The 23,494-nt window shown below is 61.8% G+C and carries 24 protein-coding genes; 12 read left to right on the forward strand and 12 right to left on the reverse strand.

What is annotated here, in order from left to right; all coding sequences use genetic code 11:
* Nucleotides 1–198: 198 nt before the first annotated feature.
* Nucleotides 199–540: a hypothetical protein gene (locus FIU90_RS00130; protein ID WP_152432927.1), complete on the forward strand. Its 342-nt coding sequence runs from the start codon at nucleotides 199–201 to the stop codon at nucleotides 538–540.
* A 133-nt stretch (nucleotides 541–673) separates the two neighbouring features.
* On the opposite strand, the gene FIU90_RS00135 is transcribed toward FIU90_RS00130, so the two are convergent.
* From FIU90_RS00135 to galE, 3 genes are all read right to left on the reverse strand, one after another.
* Nucleotides 674–1,285 (reverse strand): HAD family phosphatase, encoded by a 612-nt coding sequence (locus FIU90_RS00135; protein WP_152432928.1) that lies wholly within the window; start codon nucleotides 1,283–1,285, stop codon nucleotides 674–676.
* 101 nt (nucleotides 1,286–1,386) lie between these two features.
* Nucleotides 1,387–1,512, reverse strand: a complete 126-nt coding sequence (gene ykgO, locus FIU90_RS00140) for a type B 50S ribosomal protein L36 (protein WP_007165381.1) — start codon at nucleotides 1,510–1,512, stop codon at nucleotides 1,387–1,389.
* Between the two features lie 89 nt (nucleotides 1,513–1,601).
* Nucleotides 1,602–2,627 (reverse strand): UDP-glucose 4-epimerase GalE, encoded by a 1,026-nt coding sequence (gene galE / locus FIU90_RS00145; protein ID WP_152432929.1) that lies wholly within the window; start codon nucleotides 2,625–2,627, stop codon nucleotides 1,602–1,604.
* Between the two features lie 101 nt (nucleotides 2,628–2,728).
* On the opposite strand from galE, the gene FIU90_RS00150 reads away from it, so the two are divergent.
* From FIU90_RS00150 to FIU90_RS00160, 3 genes are all read left to right on the forward strand, one after another.
* The gene (locus tag FIU90_RS00150) at nucleotides 2,729–3,367 is read left to right on the forward strand and encodes a hypothetical protein (protein ID WP_152432930.1); all 639 of its coding nucleotides are present in this window, start codon (nucleotides 2,729–2,731) and stop codon (nucleotides 3,365–3,367) included.
* On the forward strand, nucleotides 3,364–4,497 hold the full coding sequence (locus FIU90_RS00155) for a M14-type cytosolic carboxypeptidase (RefSeq protein WP_152432931.1): 1,134 nt from the start codon (nucleotides 3,364–3,366) through the stop codon (nucleotides 4,495–4,497). The genes FIU90_RS00150 and FIU90_RS00155 overlap by 4 nt, the downstream gene beginning before the upstream one ends.
* 164 nt (nucleotides 4,498–4,661) lie before the next feature.
* Complete coding sequence (locus FIU90_RS00160) at nucleotides 4,662–5,207, forward strand: outer membrane protein (protein ID WP_152432932.1); 546 nt, start codon at nucleotides 4,662–4,664, stop codon at nucleotides 5,205–5,207.
* Nucleotides 5,208–5,298: 91 nt separating this feature from the next.
* Here the strand turns inward: FIU90_RS00160 and FIU90_RS00165 are convergent, their stop codons facing one another.
* The 3 genes from FIU90_RS00165 to FIU90_RS00175 are packed head-to-tail and all read right to left on the reverse strand — an operon-like array spanning nucleotide 5,299 to nucleotide 6,955.
* On the reverse strand, nucleotides 5,299–5,715 hold the full coding sequence (locus FIU90_RS00165) for a cytidine deaminase (RefSeq protein ID WP_152435597.1): 417 nt from the start codon (nucleotides 5,713–5,715) through the stop codon (nucleotides 5,299–5,301).
* Entirely contained in the window at nucleotides 5,712–6,443 is a 732-nt protein-coding gene (locus FIU90_RS00170) for a glycoside hydrolase family 25 protein (RefSeq protein ID WP_152432933.1), read from the reverse strand. Before FIU90_RS00170 ends, FIU90_RS00165 begins: the two co-directional genes overlap by 4 nt.
* Before the next feature lie 5 nt (nucleotides 6,444–6,448).
* Nucleotides 6,449–6,955 (reverse strand): UPF0262 family protein, encoded by a 507-nt coding sequence (locus tag FIU90_RS00175; RefSeq protein ID WP_152432934.1) that lies wholly within the window; start codon nucleotides 6,953–6,955, stop codon nucleotides 6,449–6,451.
* 158 nt (nucleotides 6,956–7,113) lie between these two features.
* Between FIU90_RS00175 and FIU90_RS00180 the strand changes: the two genes are divergently transcribed.
* Nucleotides 7,114–8,625, forward strand: coding sequence for a replicative DNA helicase (locus FIU90_RS00180; protein ID WP_152432935.1), 1,512 nt, complete (start codon nucleotides 7,114–7,116; stop codon nucleotides 8,623–8,625).
* 21 nt (nucleotides 8,626–8,646) lie between these two features.
* On the opposite strand, the gene FIU90_RS00185 is transcribed toward FIU90_RS00180, so the two are convergent.
* Nucleotides 8,647–9,834, reverse strand: coding sequence for a phosphatidylserine/phosphatidylglycerophosphate/cardiolipin synthase family protein (locus FIU90_RS00185; protein WP_152432936.1), 1,188 nt, complete (start codon nucleotides 9,832–9,834; stop codon nucleotides 8,647–8,649).
* A gap of 111 nt (nucleotides 9,835–9,945) precedes the next feature.
* Here FIU90_RS00185 and rpoZ point away from each other — a divergent pair, with 111 nt between their 5' ends.
* The 3 genes from rpoZ to FIU90_RS15670 all read left to right on the forward strand — a co-directional run bounded on the left by rpoZ (nucleotide 9,946) and on the right by FIU90_RS15670 (nucleotide 12,592).
* A complete protein-coding gene (rpoZ, locus tag FIU90_RS00190) occupies nucleotides 9,946–10,290 on the forward strand; it encodes a DNA-directed RNA polymerase subunit omega (protein ID WP_152432937.1) in 345 nt (114 codons plus the stop codon).
* 221 nt (nucleotides 10,291–10,511) lie between these two features.
* Nucleotides 10,512–11,249, forward strand: coding sequence for a ParA family protein (locus tag FIU90_RS00195; protein WP_152432938.1), 738 nt, complete (start codon nucleotides 10,512–10,514; stop codon nucleotides 11,247–11,249).
* A 62-nt stretch (nucleotides 11,250–11,311) separates the two neighbouring features.
* Nucleotides 11,312–12,592 (forward strand): DUF3667 domain-containing protein, encoded by a 1,281-nt coding sequence (locus FIU90_RS15670; RefSeq protein ID WP_234029566.1) that lies wholly within the window; start codon nucleotides 11,312–11,314, stop codon nucleotides 12,590–12,592.
* A gap of 67 nt (nucleotides 12,593–12,659) precedes the next feature.
* Here the strand turns inward: FIU90_RS15670 and ftsH are convergent, their stop codons facing one another.
* A complete protein-coding gene (gene ftsH, locus FIU90_RS00205) occupies nucleotides 12,660–14,627 on the reverse strand; it encodes an ATP-dependent zinc metalloprotease FtsH (RefSeq protein WP_152432939.1) in 1,968 nt (655 codons plus the stop codon).
* Between the two features lie 93 nt (nucleotides 14,628–14,720).
* A complete protein-coding gene (locus tag FIU90_RS00210; RefSeq protein ID WP_152432940.1) occupies nucleotides 14,721–15,347 on the reverse strand; it encodes a TetR/AcrR family transcriptional regulator in 627 nt (208 codons plus the stop codon).
* 116 nt (nucleotides 15,348–15,463) lie between these two features.
* Here FIU90_RS00210 and FIU90_RS00215 point away from each other — a divergent pair, with 116 nt between their 5' ends.
* The 4 genes from FIU90_RS00215 to FIU90_RS00230 are packed head-to-tail and all read left to right on the forward strand — an operon-like array spanning nucleotide 15,464 to nucleotide 19,788.
* On the forward strand, nucleotides 15,464–16,579 hold the full coding sequence (locus tag FIU90_RS00215; protein WP_234029567.1) for an ABC transporter permease: 1,116 nt from the start codon (nucleotides 15,464–15,466) through the stop codon (nucleotides 16,577–16,579).
* A 13-nt stretch (nucleotides 16,580–16,592) separates the two neighbouring features.
* On the forward strand, nucleotides 16,593–17,348 hold the full coding sequence (locus tag FIU90_RS00220) for an ABC transporter ATP-binding protein (RefSeq protein WP_152432942.1): 756 nt from the start codon (nucleotides 16,593–16,595) through the stop codon (nucleotides 17,346–17,348).
* Between the two features lie 33 nt (nucleotides 17,349–17,381).
* Nucleotides 17,382–18,371 (forward strand): efflux RND transporter periplasmic adaptor subunit, encoded by a 990-nt coding sequence (locus FIU90_RS00225; protein WP_152432943.1) that lies wholly within the window; start codon nucleotides 17,382–17,384, stop codon nucleotides 18,369–18,371.
* 1 nt (nucleotide 18,372) lies between these two features.
* Nucleotides 18,373–19,788 (forward strand): efflux transporter outer membrane subunit, encoded by a 1,416-nt coding sequence (locus tag FIU90_RS00230; RefSeq protein WP_234029568.1) that lies wholly within the window; start codon nucleotides 18,373–18,375, stop codon nucleotides 19,786–19,788.
* On the opposite strand, the gene FIU90_RS00235 is transcribed toward FIU90_RS00230, so the two are convergent.
* The 3 genes from FIU90_RS00235 to FIU90_RS00245 are packed head-to-tail and all read right to left on the reverse strand — an operon-like array spanning nucleotide 19,785 to nucleotide 23,486.
* On the reverse strand, nucleotides 19,785–20,774 hold the full coding sequence (locus FIU90_RS00235) for a HupE/UreJ family protein (RefSeq protein ID WP_234029569.1): 990 nt from the start codon (nucleotides 20,772–20,774) through the stop codon (nucleotides 19,785–19,787). The two genes, FIU90_RS00230 and FIU90_RS00235, sit on opposite strands and share 4 nt — an antisense overlap.
* A complete protein-coding gene (locus FIU90_RS00240) occupies nucleotides 20,771–21,559 on the reverse strand; it encodes a peptidyl-prolyl cis-trans isomerase (protein ID WP_152432944.1) in 789 nt (262 codons plus the stop codon). The genes FIU90_RS00235 and FIU90_RS00240 overlap by 4 nt, the downstream gene beginning before the upstream one ends.
* A gap of 10 nt (nucleotides 21,560–21,569) precedes the next feature.
* Nucleotides 21,570–23,486, reverse strand: a complete 1,917-nt coding sequence (locus FIU90_RS00245; RefSeq protein ID WP_152432945.1) for a DUF3604 domain-containing protein — start codon at nucleotides 23,484–23,486, stop codon at nucleotides 21,570–21,572.
* Between the last annotated feature and the right edge of the window lie 8 nt (nucleotides 23,487–23,494).

Consider the following 23,494-nt stretch of genomic DNA (forward strand, 5'->3'; position numbering starts at 1 on the left):
TTAGCGCGTTTCTTTTCAATCGCAAATCCGGCGCGCATCGGCACTGAACGGCCTGTTCAAAACAAATTCAGTTTTTAGTTGCAACTCGAAACCTAATCGCATAGGTAGTGATTCGCAACTGGTTTTGATTCGAAACCTGGTTCGCGCCAAACAACAAAAGTTTCAAGCCCCAACCGGCCCTCTTGAAAGGAAACGACGATGACCCTCTCCCTCAATCGCTCCAGCCGTCTTTCGATTTTCGTTATGGCTCTCGCCTATACCGGTCTGACATTCGGCACCGCCATCGCACCGGCGCCTGCCGCAGCGCAGGGCGGCGCATATTATACTGCAACACTCGCCCAGCCCGCTGACGATAACCGCGCTGTTGCAGGTGGCGTCGCGTGGTCGTGCGAAGGCACCACCTGCACGGCCCGCAAAGGAACCTCGCGCCCAATCAAGGTCTGCCGCGGTCTCCACCGCGAGTTCGGCGAAATCACCAGCTTCAAGGCGAAGGGCAAGGAACTCGCCGAAGACCGCCTGGCGAAGTGCAACGGCAACTGAGCGCCTGATCCCTCTCCAAACGCGGTCGATCCCCCCGCGTTCACAACCGTCCGATACACTCTCCACTTCGGACGGAACCCAAAGCCCCCGGAGCCGCGTCCCCCAACGCGCTTCGGGGGATTTTTGTATAGGGTTAGAGGTAGCCGGATGCGGCGAGCTGGGCTTGGAGTGCAGCCGCGTCGGTAAAGAGGTGTGCGTCCCAGCCACGCACCCTGGCGGCTTCGATATTGGCCGGATTGTCGTCGGTGAAGAACAGGAGATCTCCAGCGCGGCCGCTGCGTTGCTCCACGATCTCGTAGATCCGCGGATCGGGCTTTGCGACACGCTCCGTCCCCGAGACTATTATGTCTTCGAAAAGATCGAAGATCGGCTCGGTGGGACGAAACGCATCCCAGAACTCGTCTCCGAAATTGGTCAGGCAATAGAGCGGAACGCCGCGCGCATGAAGCCGCTCGACCAGCACATGCGTCCCGTCGACCGCGCCAGGAATCGTCTCGTTGAAGCGTTCGGCATAAGCGCGAATATGGCTTTCGTAGCGCGGAAACTGGCCGATCCGTTCGGGCACCATCTCGCTGAGCGGCCTGCCGGCATCGTGCTGGAAGTGCCATTGCTCGGTCACGACATTTGCCAGAAACCAGTCGAGCTCGGCTTCGTCCTCGATGAGCTTTGCAAAAAGGTGGCGCAAGTCCCAATGGAACAACACCCGTCCCACGTCGAACACCACTGCCTTGCCATCAACGCTCACATAATACTCCATCAGAAACGGCTGCGGCCCGCTCTCCGGTCTGGAGGCGGGCCGCGGCGTCTGCACGGTCACCCACGCAGGCAACCGGCCAATTCATCGATTTAGCCCTGGCGAGCCTTGAACCGGCGATTGGTCTTGTTGATGACATAGGTGCGACCGCGGCGGCGAATAACGCGGCAATCGCGGTGGCGGTTCTTCAGCGACTTGAGGCTGTTGCGGATCTTCATTGTGCTTTCCCGAGAATAAAACAGGCACCGGAGATGGTCTCCGATGCCGGAAAATCAAGGCGCGCGCCTAAACGGCGGAAGTTGATTCGTCAACCTTCTCCGCGGATTTCCGAGAGTTTGCGCTCCCATTGCAGCGCGTGGGCGATGATTTCATCGAGATCGGCGTGTTTCGGCTGCCACGGCAACGTCTTGCGTATGCGCGAAGGGTCGGAGATCAGCGAGGGAGGATCGCCCGCTCGCCGCCCCTCGACCCTGCGCTCGATCGTCATATTGGTAACGCGGTCGACCGCGTCGAGCACTTCGAGCACCGAGAATCCACGCCCGTAGCCGCAATTCATCGTGAGCGATTGGCGCGGCTGCTCGATCAGCACCTCCAGCGCAAGAACGTGTGCTGCTGCAAGGTCGCTCACATGGATGTAATCGCGCACCCCTGTCCCGTCGGGCGTATCGTAATCGGTGCCATAGACGCTGATATGATCGCGTTTGCCCAGCGCAGCCTCGACCGCGACTTTAATTAGGTGGGTCGCACCGGCGGTCGACTGGCCCGACCGCGCCTTTGGGTCCGCGCCCGCGACATTGAAATATCTGAGCGCGCAGTAATTCATCGGGTGCGCCCTCGCCGTGTCTTCGAGCATCTGCTCGGTCATCAGCTTCGACCAGCCATAGGGGTTGATCGGTTCGCGCGGAGTCTCCTCCGTAACCGGTGAGACCTCGGGCATTCCGTAAGTCGCGGCGGTGGATGAGAAGATGAAATGCGGCACGCCCGCTTTCACTGCCGCCTCGATCAGCGCGCGGCTCTTCACCGTGTTGTTGTGATAGTATTTGAGCGGGTTCTCGACGCTTTCGGGCACGACGATCGAGCCTGCGAAATGCATGATCGCTCCGACACCCTGTTCGTCGAAAATCCGCGCCAGCAGCGCTCCGTCCTCGATATCGCCTTCGTAAAGCGGGACGTCGTCTGGCACAGCAAAGCGAAAACCCGTTGAAAGATTGTCGATGACCGCAACCGGCCAGCCCGAATCCTTCAATGCCAGCACCGCATGGCTGCCAATATATCCTGCTCCGCCTGTGACCAGCACGCAGGGCTTGGCTGATTGAGGCGCAATCTCTGACATGGCGTTGCGCCATATCAGAACTTTCCTGCAAGGGAACACGTGTTAAGGCGAAGACCATCGGCAATCTGCTACGCTATCCTCGCAGCAGGAAAGGAACAGTCATGAACGGTCGCCCGAAACCCATCGCCCTCCCGCTTATCCTCGCAGGAGCGCTCGGCCTGTCGGCCTGCGCAGGGACCTATACTGGCCCTGTCGAAGTGACGACCTTCGTCGCTGAAGACCCCGCTCCGCTGGCGAAGGGCGAGATCACTATCACCTTCCCCGACGAAATTGAGAACGAACGCGTGAAGAACGCCTTTGCCGATGCGGTCGCGCGCGAGCTTGGCGCATTGGGATACACGCTGGTTATGGCCGAGGGCGAGAACGTGCAGGTCGCCGCCGTGCGCACGAGTCGCGACCCGATCGAGGGCGCGGGGCGCGGTAGGCGCAGCCCGGTCAGCGTTGGCGCGGGTGCGAGCACCGGCACATATGGAAGCGGTGTCGGGCTTGGTATCGGTATCAATCTCGGCGGCGGGGAGCGCGGCCCGGCTATAGTTACCGAGCTTTCGGTGCGAATATCAGACCCCTCCGGCGAAAGCCTGTGGGAAGGTCGCGCGCAGCTGCCTACCAGCATCAAGTCGCCCTATTCCGATGTGGAGAAGAGCGCCGATACGCTTGCTGCCGCGCTGTTTCGGGATTTTCCGGGTGGCAATGGCGAGACGGTGCAAGTAACGGTCCGGGAACTTGAAAGGACCCCATGACTGCACTCTCCATCGATTGCGCTTTCGACAGCGGCAATATCGACGTTCTCTCCATCGACGGCAACACGGCGAAGCTGGCGATCCGCAAGGATTACCAGTCGGAATTCAAGCAATGGTTCCATTTCCGCGTGACCGGTAATGCCGGCAAAGAGATCGAGCTCAAGATCACCGGACTCAATGACAGCGCCTATCCGGGCGGTTGGCCGGGATACGACGCCTGCGTTTCGGAAGACCGCGAATACTGGGCGCGCGCGGCCAGCACTTTCGACGAAAGCGAGGACGGCGGGACGCTAACGATCCGCTACACTCCCGCGTCGAACATCGCCTATTTCGCCTATTTCGCGCCCTATTCGATGGAGCGCCATCACGATCTCGTTGCCGAGGCTGCGGCCTGCGAGGGCGTGGAACTCACCCGCCTTGCCTCGACGCTCGACGGGCAGCCGCTCGACATGCTCGAAATGGGCGAGGGCGACACCCAGGTGTGGCTCTATGCCCGCCAGCATCCCGGCGAAACACAGGCCGAATGGTGGATGGAAGGCGCGCTCGAATGCCTCACCGATCCGACCGATCCGGTCGCGCGCGCGCTGCGCCAGCGCTGCCGCCTCCATATCGTTCCCAATTGCAACCCCGACGGGTCGCGCCGCGGGCACCTGCGCACAAATGCGGTCGGCACCAACCTGAACCGCGAATGGCAGAACCCCAGCGCGGAAAAATCGCCCGAAGTGCTCGCGATCCGCAACCGGATGGACGAAACCGGCGTCGATTACGCGATGGACGTCCACGGAGACGAGGCAATCCCGGCGGTGTTCCTCGCCGGATACGAGGGGATCCCAAGCTGGACCGACGAGCATGGCGAACGCTTCTATCGCTATCAGCGCATCCTTGATCGCCGCACACCCGATTTCCAGACCAAGCTCGGCTATCCCAAAGCGCCGGCCGGCAAGGCAAATCTCGGCATCAGCACAAATCTCGTTGCCGAACGCTACAGCGCCTGCGCCATGACGCTGGAGATGCCGTACAAGGACCTCGCCGATAGCCCGGAACCCGAGCAGGGCTGGTCACCCGAGCGCTGCAAGTTGCTTGCGCGCGATTGCCTCGCCGCATTGCTCGAATGGCTGGAGACTGAATAGTGGCCTGCCGACTGAGCTGATCAGGTAGAAATTGTACCACAGCGACATGAATTGTTGCCGCAGTGCAACAATTTAAGCGTTTGCGTATTGAATCGAGCTGCCCCCTCTTTTCAGACGAGGCTTCTCACATATCTAGCGCGCGTTACAACGTAATGGAGTTCCAAATGCACAAAGTTACTCTCCTCGCGGCAGCCGCTGCTGCGACATTTGCCACCCCCGCTTTCGCTCAAGACGCAGGCGATGCCGACAATGGGGGCGTCTTCGTCGGTGTGACCGGTGGCTACGACGTGATAAATCTCGAAGTCGGCAATACCGACGCCGACGACAACGGCGTCGTCTACGGTCTTACCGCAGGCTACGATGTTGACACCGGCAAGGCGATCCTTGGCGTCGAGGCTGAAGTCTCCGACACCTCGATCAGCGACAATGTCGGCGACGCCGGCGTTGACATCTACGGCGGTGTCCGCCTGGGCTACGAAATGGATGACAACGACATCATCTATCTCAAGGCCGGATACACCAATGTCGACATCGACCTTCCCGACAATCTCGAAGGCGTGCGCGTCGGCGGCGGTTTCGAGCATAACTTCGGCGGGTTCTTCGGCCGTTTCGAATACCGCTATTCGACCTACAATGTGAGCGACGTTATCGCTGAAGAGGTCAACGGCAACCGCCATCAGGCCGTGTTCACGCTCGGCGCGAAGTTCTGATCTAGCCGATTACCGAACAAGAGCGCGGGTCGGAAGCTTTACGCTTCCGACCCGTTTTCTTTTGTCGTGAAGTAAGTGTGAGACCGCAGTCTCAGTCGAGATGCGCTGGGCCAAAAGCGTGCGGGAGCAACGCCGATAACTGCACCGTCCGTACCTCGTCCCCGCCCACGCACAGGATTTCCGGATCTGTGGCCCCCAGCTGCGCGATCTCGTTCAAGACCTGGCGGCATCTCCCGCAAGGTGTGATCGGCGCACCGTCACCCTTGTCTTCGGGGCCCACCACCGCGACGCTCACCAGGCCGCCGCGCCGCCCTTCGGCCATGGCTTTGGCCACCGCTACGGTCTCGGCGCAGAGCGCGAGGCCATAGCTCGCATTCTCGATATTCGTGCCGGTCACGACCGCACCGTCATCGAACAGGAGCGCCGCGCCGACAGCATAGTCCGAGTAAGGCGACCACGAATGCCGTGCCGCTTCGCGCGCGGCCGCGATCAGGTCTTCATTGGTCATCTCTGCACCACCACCCATTCGATCGGCTCCTCCGACGCTTCGGTCACAAGCTGGCTGTTTGCGCTCCATAGCAGCCAGGGTCGCCCGGCATAGTCCGGTCGCGCCCGGTCGCGCATCAACCACAGCTCGCGCGCCATGCTGCGTGCGGTTCCGTGCCGATCCTGAAATTCGCTGCCAAGCTTCAGGATGACTGGCTTGCCCGCATGCATCTCGATCTGGTTGACCAGCGTGAGCAGCTCGCTCTCGACCGCCGCATCGCTCACTGCCGGATCACAATCATCCGCCACTCGATCCAGCGCAATTGCAGGCGGCAACTGGTCGGTGCTGCGCGGGACCATGCGGGTGAACCGTGCGCTTTGGGGATCGGCGGTCAGGCACGGGTCGAAAGGAAACACCACCCCGACCTTGAGCCCCGCTGCCTTCGCCGCTGCGAGCCGTGCAGCGAAACCCGGATCGGGGGCACCGCCGACCGGTGCGAGTTCGAGATAGACGAATTCCCCGCCCAGCGCCCTGATCGTCTCGAACCGCGTGCCGGTGGCGCCGCTCGCAATCACCGCGCCCTGTTCGGGATAGCGCGCCTCATCGGGGCGCCACTCGCGCATGTCCCACCAAAACCAGCTTGCGAACACCAATCCAACCAGCACCATAAGCGCGAGGAGCCGGAACAGCCACCGGCGGCCCGCACTCCCCTTGCGCCGCGAACGGCCCTTGCTCTTCGAACGCGCCACGCCAGTCAGCCCTTGATGTGGAGCACGCAGATCAGCGTGAAAAGCCGCCGCGCGGTGGGAAAGTCGGTTTCGACCTTCCCGTCGAGCCGTTCCAACAGCAGTTCGGCAGCGTTGTTGTGAATGCCGCGCCGGGCCATGTCGATCGTCTCGATTTCCGCCGGTGTCGCTTTCCGGATTGCCTGGTAATAGCTGTCGCAGATCGCGAAATATTCGCGGATCGGGCGACGGAAACGGGCAAGGCCGATGAGAAGAGTCTCCAGCTCGTTGTCGTCCTCGTCGCTGATCTTCATCGCAAGCCGCCCGTCGCGAACGCCCAGTTGCAGGCGATACGGCCCCTTTGCCCCGCGCTCTGCGGAGCGGCACGGCCTGAAGGTGTTTTCCTCGATCAGATCGTAAATCGCGACGCGCCGTTCCTGTTCGACATCGGCATTGCGCCACAGGATCGTCTCTTCATCAAGAGCGATGTGGGCGATGCGATGCGTGTTCGCGGAATCGGAAGGCGAGCCGGCCATGGGATATGCCTTCGCAGATTGCACTGCCACACTTCAAGCACTTCGACTCAGAGCGCCCGTGGCAATCCCCGGTATCCACAGCGCAAGGTGATTCGACGAAAATATTTTGGACGGTTTTCGGCTTGAAAGTTGCCTTTCAAAAATAGATCAGGAGCCACATGGCCGAACCGGAAAAACTGTTCCCCGAAAACGGGGACGCGAATGATAGCGGGCGCAAGCTACCCTCGAACCTTGAGGCCGAGGCCGCGTTTCTCGGCGCGGTCCTGATTGACAACCGCGTGATCGAGGAATTGCAGACGCCGATCCGGCCCGACCATTTCTTCGAACCGCTGCACGAGCGGATTTACGGGCGCATCCTTACGCTGATCGAGCGCAATGCGACCGCATCGCCGGTTACCTTGCGCCCTTACTTCGAAGCGGACGAGGCGCTGAAGGAGCTGGGCGGCACGAAGTATCTCGCGCAGCTCACTGCCAATGGTGCCGGCCTGCTCGCCCCGCGTGAACTCGCGCAACAGATTTACGATCTCGCGTTGCTACGCGAACTGGTGAGCGTCGGTCGCGGATTGGTCGAAGGCGCGCTGGATACCTCGGAAGAAACCGATCCCATGGACCGGATCAGCCAGGCAGAAGCCGACCTGTTCAAGGTCGCCGAGGGCGCGGCGACGGGCAACGAAGCATCGAGCTTCCGCGATGCCGCGCTGGCCGCGATCAAGATGGCGGAAGCGGCCATGAATTCCGGCGGAGGCCTTTCCGGCAAGACGTCCGGTATCGACGTCATCGATCAGAAAACCGCCGGTCTGCACAATTCCGACCTTGTGATTCTCGCCGGGCGTCCGGGTATGGGCAAGACCTCGCTCGCCATGAACATCGCGTTCAACTGCGCCGAAGCGCATCTGGAGTGGCAGCGCGATGGCGGTGAGTTCAATTACGGCGCGCCCACCGCATTTTTCAGCCTCGAGATGAGCGCAGACCAGCTCGCCACACGCATCCTCGCCGAGCAAGCGGAAATCCCGTCGGAGACGCTCAGGACCGGCAAGATGAGCCGCGACGATTTCCAGCGGCTGTCATTCGCCAGTCAGCGCCTTGCCGAGCTGCCGCTCTATATCGATGACACCCCGGCGCTCACTATCGGCGGGCTCCGCACTCGCGCGCGGCGGCTGAAGCGGCGGCACGATATCGGCCTGATCGTGGTCGACTACCTCCAGCTTTTGCAGGGCTCGGGCCGCGCGAACGACAACCGCGTGAACGAGATTTCGGAGATCAGTCGAGGACTGAAGACGCTGGCCAAGGAACTGAGCGTTCCGGTCATCGCGCTTTCGCAGCTGAGCCGCGCGGTAGAACAGCGCGACGACAAACGCCCGATGCTCTCGGACCTTCGTGAATCCGGCTCGATCGAGCAGGACGCCGACATGGTCTGGTTCATCTATCGCGCAGACTATTATCACGAGGCGATCCGGCCCGACATGCCGACCGAAACGAGCAGCGCGGACGTGGTGGAGAAATACCGGTCGTGGGAAGAGCGCTATCTCGAGCTCAAGAACAAGGCGACACTGATTGTCGCGAAACAGCGCCACGGCTCTACGGGCAATGTGCCGCTGCACTTCCAGAGCGAGATCACCAAGTTTACATCGCCCAACAAACGCGACTATTCGGAGTGGGGCGAAGGCTGACATCCGGCCGCTGCCCGGCGCTCAGTCGGCTGCGGTGCGCGCAATCGTGTAATCGGCGAGGTTCACGAAGTGGAAGAAGCGCCAGCGTAGCCGCGTGAAAAAACTGGAATGGCGGCGATACCATTCATCGTCGATATGGACGCTCGCCCGTTCAAGATGGTCGATAAATTCACGAAGCCGTTCGGCCAGCGTTTCATCGCGCACCCGAACCATCAGTTCGACATTGATACGGATGGAACGGCGATCGAGATTGGCGCTGCCAAAATAGCTCTTGTCGTCGACCACCAGCAACTTCATGTGCAGCTTGCATGGCTGGAACTCGCGAATCTTCGCTCCCGCCTTTAACAGCCGCTTGTAGTAGAGTCGCGCCACGTCGATCGTAGCCTCGATATCGCTGACGCCTGCGGTGATCAGCCGCGCCCTTCCGCGCGCAGCGAGCCGCGCCATGATCCGCCGAAAGCTGCCTGGAGGCGCGAAATAGGCGGTGACGAGATCGAGCCTTTGGCCCTTCACCATGTCCTTCTTGAAGCGATAGGCCCAGTGCCCCTCGCGAACCAGCGGTCCGCCAAGCAGGAGTTGCACCGGTTCGTCATCACCCGGATCCCATTCCTTCACCATGTTGCGGATACGGCGGAATTGCGAACCGTCGCTCTCTGTCCATTCGCGCAAAAGCGCGAACCAGTCGCAGAACTGTTTGGCAACGGCCCCCTCGATCGCGACGCCAAGGTCGCACCAGCCGTTTTCCTCCGGCGGCTTGTAGTAGTGATCGGAGATGTTGGCTCCGCCCGTCATCACCCGCGCGCCGTCGGCGATGACGAATTTCTGGTGGTTGCGAACGAGGTATCGCACCGACCAGCGGGCGGAGAAAACGTCGAACCTGCCTCCGGCCTCGACGATCGGATCGAAAAAATGGTCCGGCGCGTCGCTACCGAATGCATCGATGATCAGGTGGACATCCACCCCGCGCTTGACCGCTGCGACCAGCGCATCGCGTACCGTTTTACCGGCCTCGTCGTGCTGAAACATGTAATAGAAGACGCGCAATGTATCTTGCGCCTTTTCGATATGATCGAGCAGCGCTGCAAACCGGTCGGACCCGCGCGGATAGAACGTGAAGACGTGCTCTTTCGCCTCAATCTGAAAGCTGTCCGCATCCTGGTAATTGCTCGTTGGTGAGCGGTCGGGATCAGGGGTCAGGTCTTCGGCCACGTCACCTCAACGCTCAAAGGGCGTGTCGGTTGCAGAATTCTTGACTCTCGCACGCCTCGACCCTACTTGCGAGGCTCTTTCAGACAACCCGTTCTTGTAAAGGCCCGGCAGATGGCACGCGTTACCGTTGAAGATTGCGTCGATAAGGTTCCAAATCGTTTCGACCTCGTTTTGCTCGCTGCACAGCGTGCGCGAGAAATTTCGGGCGGTGCCGAGTTGACGCTCGATCGCGACCGCGACAAAAACCCGGTCGTTGCCCTGCGTGAAATCGCCGAGCAGACGGTCAGGCCGAAAGATCTCCAAGAATCGCTTATTACCGGACTGCAGAAAATCCTGCCCGACGACGAAGACGATGCCGACGAAATCGGTTCGCTCAGCCAGTCGGCAGAAGCGCTGCGCATCACCGCGAGCGCGCCGACCCGCTCGACCTCGATCGGCGCCGATTACGACGGCTGATCCGGATCGATCACTGCGGGGCAAATTGTCCCGATCTGAGAAGGGCCGCCTCACAGGCGGCCTTTTTCGTTTGCCGGCGCCAGATTTGTCTGAACATGACGCGAATCTGACGGTGGCTGCGTGTTCTTGCCTGGACGGTGAGCGCATGCATACATGCTGTGTGTCGCGCGGCGGTCATACTCGCGAGACGCGATAGGGTACGGGGACAAGTACAAAAGCCAATGGCAACGATTGCGATCTACAGCGTCAAGGGAGGCGTCGGCAAAACCACTTTTGCCGTGAACCTTGCGTGGTGCGCGGCCACCATCTCCCGCCGCGAAACGCTGCTGTGGGATCTGGATGCATCGAACGGGTCTGGGTTTCTCCTCGGTGTCGATCCGAAAAAGAAGCGCTCGGCAGAATCGGTCTTTGCAGCGGATCGCGCTCCCAAAAAGCTGATCCAGGAGACGGGATTCCCGAATCTCGACCTGCTGCCCGCCGACGAGACCATTCGCACGCTTGGGCGGCAACTGGGGCGGATCGGAAAGAAAAAGCGGCTGGCCAGGCTCACGCAGGCGCTGTCGAAGGACTACGACCGGATCGTGTTCGATTGTCCGCCGGTGCTCAACGAGGTGAGCGCGCAGGTGATGCGCGCCGCCGATCTTGTGATCGTACCGCTCCCGCCCTCGCCGCTTTCGACACGCGCGTTCGAGCAGGTGGCCGAGGAAGTGCGGGGCAGCGGCAAATCTCACCCGCCGATCCTGCCGGTGCTGTCGATGATGGATATGCGTCGTAATCTGCACAAGGAAGCGCGCGAGGCGAATCCCAAATGGCCAGTGGTCCCGCTCGCTAGCGCGATTGAGCAATGCGCCGTGACAAGAGAGCCGGTCGGCGCCTTCGCCCCGCGTTCACCGGGTACACGCGCATTTGCACAATTGTGGACCGCGATTGAACGCAAGCTCGCCTCAAGGAAGAAGTAACCGCCCCCTTCCCCAGCCGCGCGTGATGACCCTATAATCGCTCAAGATGAACGGGGGACCGAGTGAGCGACGTTTCCGAAGGCATTGGCGCCGCGATCGAAGGTGCGCTGGCAGGCCGGGCAGTTGAGTCCAGGCATGGCGAGGGCACGCCCGCCGAAGATGAAGGCGGCGCGTGCCTCAATTGCGGGGCGGAGCCGCTCGGCAATTACTGCCAGAACTGCGGCCAGAAACGCCACGTCCACCGCACGCTTTCGGCGATCGGGCACGATCTCATTCACGGCGTTCTTCACCTCGATGGCAAATTCTGGCGCACGCTTCCCCTGCTTGTGTTCAAGCCGGGCCAGCTGACCCGGCGCTATATCGAGGGCGAGCGTGCCAAGTTCGTCAGTCCGATGGCCATGTTCCTGTTCAGCGTCTTCGCGATGTTCGCGGTGTTTCAGATGGTGGGCTTGTCGGCGCCGACCGATCTCGAAGGCGACACCCGCGCGCTGGTGACCGACATGGTCGACCGGGAAACCCGTCTGGTCACCGAAAAGATTGCAGAGATCGACGAGCAATTGGCGCAGTCGGATATCGATGCCGCCCAGCGGTTGGCTCTGGAGTCCGAGCGCACCACGCTGGAACGGGATCTCGCCTTGCTTGAGGGACGCGGCGAAAACCTCGCGCGAATGCTGACTTCCAACGGCACCGAATTCCTCGACGATCTGGAAACGCAGGGAGAAAGCCGGATCGCCGAGGCGAAAGAACGCCTTGCCGCGCTGCCGGAGGGATCGCCCGAGCATGCCGATCTCGCTGCCGAGATCGCCGCGGCCGAAAATGGTCTGACCGAGCTCAGGCGGTTCGAAGGCCAGGCGCAGGACGCGGTGCCATTCGTAGAGACCAGCGACGGCACTCTTACCCTGGAGGAGACCGGCGTCGGCTGGATCGATTCCTTCGTCGGGAAATGGCAGAGCAATCCCAGCCTGATGCTCTACAAACTGCAGGCGAACGGATACAAGTTCAGCTGGCTGCTGATCCCGCTATCGATACCATTCGTGTGGCTGACATTTCTGTGGCGACGCAAGTTCCATGCTTACGACCATGCAATCTTCGTCACCTATTCGCTCAGCTTTATGTCGCTGCTGTTTATCACGGTATCCCTGATCGCGGTGAGTCCCCTTGGGGCAAGTCTCGCTTTCATTCTGTTTTCGATCGCGGCCCCCCTACACGTCTACAAGCACCTCAAGAATACCTACGGCCTGTCGCGCTTTTCAACGATCTGGCGTTTCGTGTTCCTGACGGTGTGCATCCTCATCATCCTGATACTGTTCCTGCAGGTGCTGCTGCTGCTCGGCGCGTTTTGAGCGCCCAAGAAAAAGGCCGCCCGGATGCGCTCCGGACGGCCTTCTCCTTCAATATGATTGCCTAGTGTCAGGCGCCTTCGGGGGCGGCGTCACCCTTGCCGGCGCCGCCAAAGCGTTTGCCGGCCTTGGGGATCGCCGATCCGTGCGCGGGTTTCACCACACTCGGGCCCTTGGGCTCGTCTGGCCGGTCGATCTTTCCGGTTTCGAGCAGCTGCTTGATCTCATCGCCAGTAAGCGTTTCGTATTCGAGCAGCGCCTGCGCGAGCAGGTGGAGCTTGTCCTCCTGGCTGGTCAGAACATCGGTCGCACGCTTCAGGCCCTCATCGACAAGTCGCTTGATCTCGGAATCAATCAGCTTGTTGGTTTCGTCGCTCGACATGGTCCGCATCGTCTGGCCCATGCCGAGATAGCCTTCCTGGCTGGCCTCGTATTGCAGCGGGCCGAGCTTGTCGCTCATCCCCCACTTGGTGACCATGTTGCGCGCGAGATCGGTCGCATACTGGATATCTCCGCTCGCCCCGGAAGAAACCTTGTCGTGACCGAAGATGATCTCTTCGGCGACACGGCCTCCCATCGCCACAGCAAGGTTCGCGTGCATCTTGTCGCGATGATACGAATAATTGTCGCGTTCGGGCAGGCGCATCACCATGCCCAGCGCGCGGCCGCGCGGGATGATCGTGGCCTTGTGGATCGGGTCCGATGCCGGCTCGTTGATCGAGACGAGAGCGTGGCCGGCTTCGTGATAGGCGGTCATCTTCTTCTCGTCCTCGGTCATCACCATGCTGCGGCGCTCAGCGCCCATCATGACCTTGTCCTTGGCATCCTCGAATTCCTGCATCGCAACAAGGCGCTTGTTGCGCCGCGCGGCAAGCAGCGCCGCCTCGTTGACGAGGTTGGCGAGGTCCGCACCCGAAAAGCCCGGAGTGCCGCGCGCGATGGTTCGCGGGTTCACATCGGGAGCCAGCGGCACCTTTTTCATGTGGACTTCGAGGATTTTCTCGCGGCCGTCGATATCGGGGATCGGCACGACGACCTGCCGGTCGAACCGGCCCGGGCGCAGCAAGGCAGGGTCAAGCACGTCAGGGCGGTTGGTCGCGGCGATGATGATGATGCCTTCGTTCGCCTCGAAGCCATCCATCTCGACCAGCAGCTGGTTCAGCGTCTGTTCGCGCTCATCGTTCGAATTGCCGAGTCCGTGGCCGCGCGAACGGCCGACCGCGTCGATTTCGTCGATGAAAACGATGCACGGGGCGTTCTTCTTCGCTTGCTCGAACATGTCGCGCACGCGGCTAGCGCCTACGCCGACGAACATCTCGACGAAGTCGGAGCCGGAAATGGTGAAGAACGGGACGCCCGCCTCGCCCGCAATCGCGCGCGCGAGCAGGGTCTTACCGGTGCCGGGGGAGCCGACCAGCAGTGCGCCCTTGGGAATCTGCCCGCCGAGTTTCGAGAAACGCTGCGGATCTTTCAGGAATTCGACGATTTCCTCCAGTTCCTCGCGCGCCTCATCGATGCCCGCGACGTCCTCGAACGTGACGCGGCCCTGGCGCTCGGTCAGCATCTTGGCCTTGGACTTGCCAAACCCCATGGCGCCGCCCCCACCGCCTTTCTGCACTTGCCGGAGCGCGAAAAAGGCGATGCCGAGGATCAAGAGGAAGGGAAGCGAATTGATCAGGATATAGAACAGGAGGTTCGGTTCCTCGCGCGGCTTCCCCGAGAACTTGACCTCGTTTTCCTGCAGAAGCTTCGTGATTTCCGTATCGGTTGGAACCGGCACGGTCTGGAAATTCGACCCATTCTTGTACGTGCCCGTGATCAAGTCTTCCCCCAGCGCGACTTCGGCAACCTGATTGTTTTCGACCTGGTTGCGGAATTCCGAATACGGGATCTGCGTACCAGGGTTCTGCCCGGCATTGCTGAAGAGCGAGACGACCAGCAGAAGAGCGAGGAAAATGCCGCCCCAGATCATCAATTGCTTCGCCCAGGGGTTCTGGCCCTCGGGAGGCTGCTGGTTGGGATCGTTCTGGTCACTCATGGGAGGGGGATTCCTTTCTCGCCCGATTATGTAGGATCGGACCTGTGAATGGCAAGATAACGCTCGCGTGCGCGCGAAGGACGCAATTTCGATTTAATCAGGGGCATAGGCGGCGAGGAAGACATCCACGGCCCCTTCAATCCTGCGCTTCGTATCTTCGTCGGAAGGAACACTGCCGAACCGTCGCTCAAGATCGCCCATACCCTTGCACATCGAGACAAACTGCTCGGCCGCAAGCATGGGATCGGCAATTTCGAGTTCGCCGCTTTGCGCAGCGTGGGCAAGAAACGCGCTGAAGCCCTGCTTCATACGCCAGGGGCCGGCTTTGAGAAATGCCTGGCCAATCGATGGCTCATGTTCGGTTTCGGCAGCAATGCGGCGCTCGAACTGGATCATCTCGGGCCGCGAAAGGAAGGCGAACATTGCCTCTCCGATCGAGGTCAGCCGTTCGCGGATCGAACCCTTGGGCAGCTCTTCGAGACTGAAATAGCCGCGCATCTTTTCGCATTCCTGCTCAACAGCGGCGGTGAACAAGCCGCGCTTGTCGCCGAAATGGTTGTAGACGGTGACCTTGGAAACGCCGGCATCAGCGGCGATCGCCTCGATCGAACTGGCCGCAAAGCCGACGTCGAAAAAGCTGCGCGCAGCCGCTTCGACGATCGCCTTGCGCTTGGCGATATCGGACGGGCGGCCCTGCCTTTTTCGAATGAGTGTTGACAATCTGAACGGTTCCGTACAATTAAACGCGACCGTTCAATATTTAATACCGATTCACACCAAGGCAACCCCTCCCTCTCCAAAAGGTTCCCCCAAACGTGCTCTGGATCGCCATTCGAATGCTCACCGGTGATGCGCAGAAGTTTTATGGACTTCTATTCGGCATCGCATTCTCGACCCTGCTGATTACCCAGCAGCTCACCATCTTCGTCAACCTGATCGAGCGCGGCGCGAGCGGCGTCTACAACGCGCCCGAGGCAGAGATATGGGTCATGGATCCTGTCAGCCGCACGACCGATGTCGCCTACGCCATGCCCTCGACCGCACTCGACCAGGTGCGCTCCGTACCTGGCGTCGAATGGGCGGTTCCGCATCTGCGCTCGGTCGCGTCGGTCCGCACACGTGAGGGTGATCTCGAACAGGTCGCGATCATCGGTGTTGACGATGCGACGCTGATCGGGCTGCCGAAAAACCTGCTCAAAGGGTCAAAGGACGTCCTCTCGCAGCCCGACTCGGTCATTATCGACGATGGCGGGGTGGTGAACATGTTCGGCGCTGGCGCGAATCCGATCGGCGAACGGCTCGAACTGAATGACCAGCGTGCGGTTATCCTCGGCGTGGCAGACACCATCCCCGCGTTCACCAGCACTGCGGTGCTCTACACCAAGTACAGCCGCGCGCTGAATTTCGTGCCCGGCACGCGGAACCGGCTGAGCTTCGTTCTCGCCGAGCCAGCCGCAGGCATTACCGCCGCCGAGGTCGCCGACCGGATAGAGCAGCAAACCGGGCTGAAGGCGGAAACGCGCGATGAATTCGCTCAGGCGGGGATCAACTTCATTGTCGAAAACACCGGCATCCCAACCAATTTCGGGATCACGGTCATCCTCGGCTTCGTGGTCGGCGTCGCCATCGTGGGCCTGACGTTCAGCCTCTTCATTCGCGACAACATCAAGCAATTCGGCGCACTCAAAGCCATCGGGGTGACCAACTGGAACATCGTGAAAATGGTGAGCGTGCAAGCGGGCATGGTCGGTGCGATCGGATATTCTCTCGGCGTGCTTGGCACCGCTATCTTTCTCTGGAGCTTCAGCGGCAATCCATTTTTTAAGGGATTTTACATCCCGTGGCAGATCCCGCTGATCAGCCTCGTAGCGGTCGTCATCATCCTCGCGCTGACTGGGTGGTTCGCGCTGAGGAGCGTTCTCAACACCGAACCCGCATCGGTATTTCGGTGAGGAGCGCGCCTGCATGAACGACATCAACGGCAAACCCATCGACACAAGCGCCATCGGAGGCTGCGATCCCGAAGCGGCAATCTGCGCGCGCAACATTGCACGCGATTTCGAGACCGGGCAGACGACGATCCGGGTGCTCCACGGCATCAGCACCGACATAAAGCCCGGCGAGATGACCTATCTCGTAGGGGAAAGCGGATCGGGCAAGACGACGCTGATCTCGATTATGTGCGGCATCCTTTGGCCGACCGAAGGCACCGTTCGCGTGTTCGGCACGGACATTTATGAACTCTCGGACACAGAGCTCGTGAATTTCCGCCTCAACAATATCGGCTTCATCTTCCAGCAGTACAATCTCATCCCCTCGATTGATGCTGCCGCAAACGCCGCCGTGCCGCTCATCGCCAAGGGCATGGATATCGACGAAGCGCGCGAAAAAGCGAAAGAGCTGCTCGAAAAGCTCAATATCGGCGATCAGGCCGACAAGCTGCCCAACCAGCTTTCCGGCGGCCAGCAACAGCGCGTCGCCATCGCCCGCGCGCTGGTGCACGAGCCGCGACTGGTGGTCTGCGACGAGCCTACCGCCGCGCTCGATGCCTCTTCCGGTCGCCGCGTTATGGACCTGCTTCGCGAAGTCGCGGTCGCGCCCGACCGGGCCTGCATCATCGTGACTCACGACAACCGCATTTTCGACCTCGCCGACCGTATCCTCGTGCTCGAGGACGGTCGCATTACCCATGACGGCACCGAGATGCCGGACGACCACTAAGCCTTCTCCAGCCCTACACCATCGAGATCCATCATGGCCTTCAACCTCAAAAACATCAGCTTTTCCCGGCAGATCCTTCCCCTGATCGCGGTGGTGGGAATCATCCTCGCCGCGATCTACATCTTCAGCGAGTTGCCCGATCGCGAAACTACCGAGCCCGCTAAGCAGCCCGCCAAGGCAACCGGCGAACTTGCAAACGCGCCGCGCGTGGCGGGTGCGGGTCTTGTCGAGCCTTCGAGCGAAATCATCGATATCGGTTCGGCACTGTCCGGCCTCGTTACCGACCTGCGTGTGCAGCCGGGCGACCGGGTGGCGAAGGGCGAGCCGTTGTTTACGGTCGATGACCGAGCCGTCCGCGCCACACTTGCCGAAGCCAACGCTGCGATAGCCGAAGCGCGCGCTGCGATCGGAGAGGCTGCCGCCGCGCAGCGCACCGCCAACGAACAGCTCGCGCTCTATCGCAATATCGATGACCCAGCCGCCGTCAGCCGCGCCGAGATTGTCCGTATCGAAGGAGAGGCTGCAGCAGCAAACAACCGCCTCGCACTGGCCCGTGCGCGGCTCTCTCAGGCACAAGCCCGTGCCGCAAGCGCGCGCACCGAGCTTGGTCGGTTGACTGTGCGCGCGCCGATCAGCGGCGAGATTCTCGCAGTCAATATCCGCCCGGGCGAATTCGTCGCGACGCAAGGCGGCAGCAGCCAACCGTTCATACAGATGGGCGAAACCAATCCCCTGCACGTCCGCGTCGATATCGACGAGAACGAAGCGTCGCGCGTGAAGCTCGGCGCGGAAGCGGTCGTCTCACCGCGCGGTGCAGCAGAAATCCAGGTCAAAGCGAAATTCGTCCGGGCAGAGCCGCAGGTCGTGCCCAAGCGCCAATTGACCAACAGCGCTGCAGAGCGTGTCGATGTACGCGTTCTGCAGGTGATCTACGAGTTGCCGGAAAACACCGACGCTTTTCGCGTTGGCCAGCAGGTCGATGCATTCATTCCCGCGAACGAAGCGCCAGCAGAGGAAGGTTGAGATGATGCGCCGTCTTTTACCTCTTTCGCTCGCTCTTTCCCTCGGAGCTTGCGTTGCCGGTCCGGCCCCGGAAATCGCCACGCCGACACCTGAACTGCCGCAGGATTTCTACTTCCGCGCGGACGGTCCGACAATTGGACGGGTAGCGGGACTCCTGCCGAATGACGACCCGGCTTTCGCCGCGCTTTCAACTGCCGCTCTCGCGGACGCGCCGAGCCTGGCAGAGGCTCTTGCCCGGGTTGAAGCTGCGCGGGCGGGGGCAGCCCGTGCCGGAGCAGAGCGTCTTCCCAATGTCGGTGCAGACGCAAACGTCACCGGCACCCGCACCAACCCCAATCAGTTCGGTGGCAACTCGCCTTTCGCGCAATTCATCGATACTGAGCAGGTCTCCTACGGCGCCAACCTTACAGCGCGCTGGGATGCCGACATATTTGGCCGCCTGAAAGCGCAGGAACGCGCTGCCCTTGCACGGATCGACGTCGCCAGCGCATCGGCCAATGCCGTGCGTGTCGCGCTGCTTGCCGAGATTGCAGGAAGCGTGATCGACTGGCGTACGCTCGCCGCGCGAACCGAAGCGCTTCGGGACGACGTAGAGGCTGCCGAGAGGCTTGCTGCCCTCGCGAAGACACGTGAAGACGCGGGCATCGCCCCCGGTTTCGATCGCGTGCGGGCCGAGGCTGCCGCCAGCCAATCGCGTTCGCGACTGGCCTCGCTGCAATCCGAGCGTGTTCGAATTGTCGGGCGACTTGTTACCCTCACAGGCCAGAGCGCCGCCGATGTCACGGCTGCATTGGCGCAAGACGCACCCGAGCTTCGGCTTGGGCCGGCTCCGACGTCCCTTCCCTCCGATTTGCTCGCCAATCGCCCAGACATCGCCGCCGCCGCTAGCGAGCTTGCCGCAACCGATGCCGAGCTTGCCGCCGCCGCACGCGCGCGGTTCCCAAGCCTTAACCTATCCGCCGTGCTCGGCCTGCTTGCTTTCAACCTGGGCGATCTGTTCGACGAAGACTCGATCGTCGGTTCGCTTACGGCGGGCGTCGCCGCGCCCCTGCTCGACTTCGGGCGAATCGAGGCCGAGATTGACGGTGCCGCAGCCAACAAGAAAGCGGCCTTCGCTGCCTATCGCGGGGCCGTATTCCAGGCCTTGGGCGATGCCGAAGCCGCCTACGGCCTGATCGCCGCCGCCGACAAAGAGGCAGCGCTTGCAGTCAAGGAGCGCGACGAGCTGGAGCGTGCCGCACGGCTCGCCGATACGCGCTACCGCGCCGGCTTGTCGAACTTCCTCACCGTGCTCGAAGCGCGACGCGCCGCCGATGCGAGCGGGGAACGCGCGGCTGCGGCGATCGGTCGTGCGGAACGTGCACGCGTGCTGTTGTGGCAGGCGCTCGGCGGAACACCGGTGGCACCTGCCGCCTAGCCGAGCACCCGCTCGAACAACCAGAAGCTGCCGATGATCCCGATGCCGTAAGTCGCGGCCCGGACGACCGGAGTCTCTGCCAAGGGCACCGCGCGCCTGATAACTGCCAGCAATGCGAGAAGCACGGCGATCACAAACAGCTGCCCTGCCTCTACCCCCAGATTGAACGCGACGAGTGCGCTTGCGATCTCACCCTGAGGCAGACCGATATCGGCAAGCGCCCCTGCGAAACCGAAGCCGTGCAGAAGCCCGAATGCGAATGCGACCACCCATGGAGCCCGCCGGGTAAATGTCTCGTGCTCGGGGTCGCGCAGCATTCGGGTAACCTCGACTGCCAGGAAAACGATCGACAACGCTATGAGCGCCTCGACCGGGCGGCTCGGCAGACCGGTGTAGCCGAGCGTGGTCGCAACGAGCGTTATCGAATGGGCAACGGTAAAGGCGGTCGCCGCGCCCGCCACTGCCCATCCGCGCCGGACCAGCAGCACCAGCGCGATGACAAACAACAGGTGATCCCAGCCGAAGAGAATATGCTCTGCCCCGATGACGAAATAGTCCCGCGCGACCGCCCACGTCTCGGGTTCGGCAGCAATGGTCGCAGTCGGTGCTGCGGCTGTGAGGCGGAATGTCTGGGCAGGCCGGTCAAGAGGCACGAACCGCGCCAGCGCATCGGCATTGCCAACGAGTTCGGAAAGCCCGAATCGTTCGTTCGAGAGATCGCCGCTGCACCTCAGCCGGGCGCTTCCAAGCAAAGCGAGCGGCGCGGCACGCTGGCTCGGCTCGCCGAGCATTTTGCAGCTTTCGGGCAGGACGGGATCGGCGAAGACCGGCGCGATGTTTCTCGTCGTCGCGGCCACCGGCAGCTTCCATTCGAGCAACCATATGCCGGGCTCACGCTCGGTCAATTCAATCACTGCCGGGCGCAGTTCGTCGGCAGCGAGGGGCGCAGCGAGCAGCGCGCAGAAGAGCGCGACGAGCCATTTCACCGGTCTATCTCGACCCGGTAGGCATCACGCAGAATTGCGAAAGCACGATCCTTGCGCGTCTCGATCTGCGCGCTGCGCCAGTCATTCTCGATCCGGGGACGCAAGCTGTCGAAATCGGGGGCGCCAGCCGATCTGTCCGTAACCCGCACGAGATGCCAGCCGAAGCCCGACCGCACCGGACCTTGCCACCGGGATCCTGGTTCAAGCTCGGAAAGCGTGTTTGCGAAATCCGTGCCGAAACGATCACCGATCTCGCGCAGACTTGCCTCTTCCATTTCGGCAGGGAGACTGATCGCTTGCCCGGGTGAATCATTCCGCAAGGCCTCGATCGCTTCGTCTTGCGCGTCGAAATAGTGCTGGTCGAAACTTACCTTGACCTCGTTGCCGTATCGAGCCGCGTTCTCCTTGAAGTACGCCTTCAATTGTTTGACCGTCGGCTCGGCCACCTCTGCCGCTGCGCTCGCGGTCATATCCATTTTCGACACCATGCGCCGCCGCACCACCGCATCGCCTTGATCGAGCCCGAGCCTCAGCGCCTCTCTGTAGAGCACTTCATCGCGCACAAACTTTTCGATCTGCGCGTCGAGCTCGGCATCGGTCGGCGAGCGGCCCATCGTGCGCTCGAATTGCACGGCAAGTTGAGCTTGCTCCTCGCGCCCCACCTCGATCACGCGCGAGGAGGGATCGACTGCATTGCCGCCGCTCCATGCGAAGAAGGCGTAGAGCAGCGCGCCGGCGACGAGAAAATGGACCAGCGGCTCGCGGGTCCAGCCCGGAAGGGTCATTGAAGCGTCCTCAGGCGCTGGGATTGAGCCAGATCGGCGAGGTATAGGCGCGCTCCTGCGCAACGCTGTCGGCCAGCGCCTCCTCGCTCAAAGTGATCCCGAAACGCGCGGCATCAAACAGTGTCCAGCGCGGCGTGGGGATTTCGAGTACGCGGACGTAGTAGAACGCACGCTGACCCTCGGCATAGTCGGGATCGGTCCACACGCTCCGCAATTCTGCAGCGCCGATATCGTTGGTGTAGGTCGCAGTCGCGCGATCCACCGTGTCGCCCACCGCCGGCACTTTACCGCCCGAGCGCGCGCGGGTTTCCATATCGCTCCACACGACGTCGTAGACTTGTTCGCGCAGATCTCCGGAGGCGTCGAGCCAACCCTTCACCACCTGCACCCGGTCGAGGTTTGCGCCATCAGGATCCTTCAATGCGCTGATGATAAAGTTCGGAGCTTCGCCGCTATCGGCAAGCTCGCCGCCCATCGGAACGCCTTGCGTGTAGCCCTTGCGCACCCAGTCGCCGTCCCAGTCGCTTTCATTGAAACCGAAGCCGCCGAAAACGCGCACGCTCATGCGCGGGCCCGTGGTCGCGTAGACCTCGCGGCGCTGGAACGCGTCGAAGATTTCCGCGCGGGTATTGCCCCTCGCCCAGGCCGCCGCATAGCCGCCTGCGAGATAATGCCAGCCGAACCGGCCTTGGCGCGTGCCAAGGTTCTGCGGCTGGTTCGCGCGATCCGTGTTCGCCTGCTCGTTTCCGGTGTGCTTGCCCCAGAAATTTTCTTCGTCCCCGGTCGCCATTGCGGTGTGGCTATCGGTCGCGCCGATCATCCCGAAGGCGTAGGGGTTCACGCCCAGCTGCTCCTCGAGACTGAGGCCACGTTTCAATGCCTCGCGGACGTATGAGCCAGCGTACATGTCGGGCGTCGATCTGGCCGTGAGCGGCAGGTTGCCGAGTTCCCAGCCCTTCACACCGAAGCCCGCCATCTCGTCATTAGGCGAAAGGAAGGGGTGGGTTTCGCTGTCGCCCTTAATCTGCGTCATCTCGACGACGGGTTCCGCCTCGGCGCGCTTGGCCGCGTATTCGGCGGTCATCGGCGAACCATCGGGCATCGTCATTTCGAACATGAGCCCATTGGAAAGGTTCGAATTGTGCGGGATCGCGAGCGCCTGACCGCCGGTGTTCTCCTCGTAGGCGCTCATATAGTCCCACAGCTGCTCGGCCGTGGTGCCGAGGCCTGGATATGGCAGCACCTGACTTGTGCGGTCGCTGCCATCGCGAAACATCACGACGCGGTGGAGATTGTTGCCGTCCGGCATCAGCGTCCACTCGAAACCGGCCAATGCCGTGAATACGCCCGGCCGATTGTAGCGATCGAGCAGCTCGAGCTGCGCGTTCCAGATCTCGGTTGTCGCCTCGCGCTGGCGTTCGGGATCCCGCAGAGCTGCGGGAAGTGTGTCGTTCGCAGCTGCGGTGATCAGCTCGGCAATCGCCAGCTGCGACTGCTCGGGACTTTCATGCATCATGTCGTACCAGCGCAGCAGCGTCTCGTCGTTCTGGGCGACGACTCCAATGCGCGGCGCATCATAGAGGCGCCGGGTAGCGCCGAGACCATCGGAATGGTCGGCGATCACGAGAAAATCGAGCGGGCGGGATAGCCGTGCCTTGGCCCCGGTCGTCGCGGTAACTTCCTCGCCGCTGGCGAAGCGCAGCGCCGCTTCCGGACCGAGCCGCACGCCGAAGCCGAACGCATCGACCGAATTGTCCGTATGAAGATGGGTGTCGCCCCAATAGGGCCGATCGGGAAATTCGGCGAGTTCGATCGCGCCTTCCCCATCGCCACGCTGCACGTCATCGACCGCCTCGAGATCGTCGCAGCCGGAAAGTACCAATGCCGAAATGCTCGCTAGCGCGAACGATTGCCATGCGCGTTTCATGCGCCCCT

The sequence above is a fragment of the Erythrobacter sp. THAF29 genome, from assembly GCF_009363635.1.
Classification (GTDB): domain Bacteria; phylum Pseudomonadota; class Alphaproteobacteria; order Sphingomonadales; family Sphingomonadaceae; genus Erythrobacter.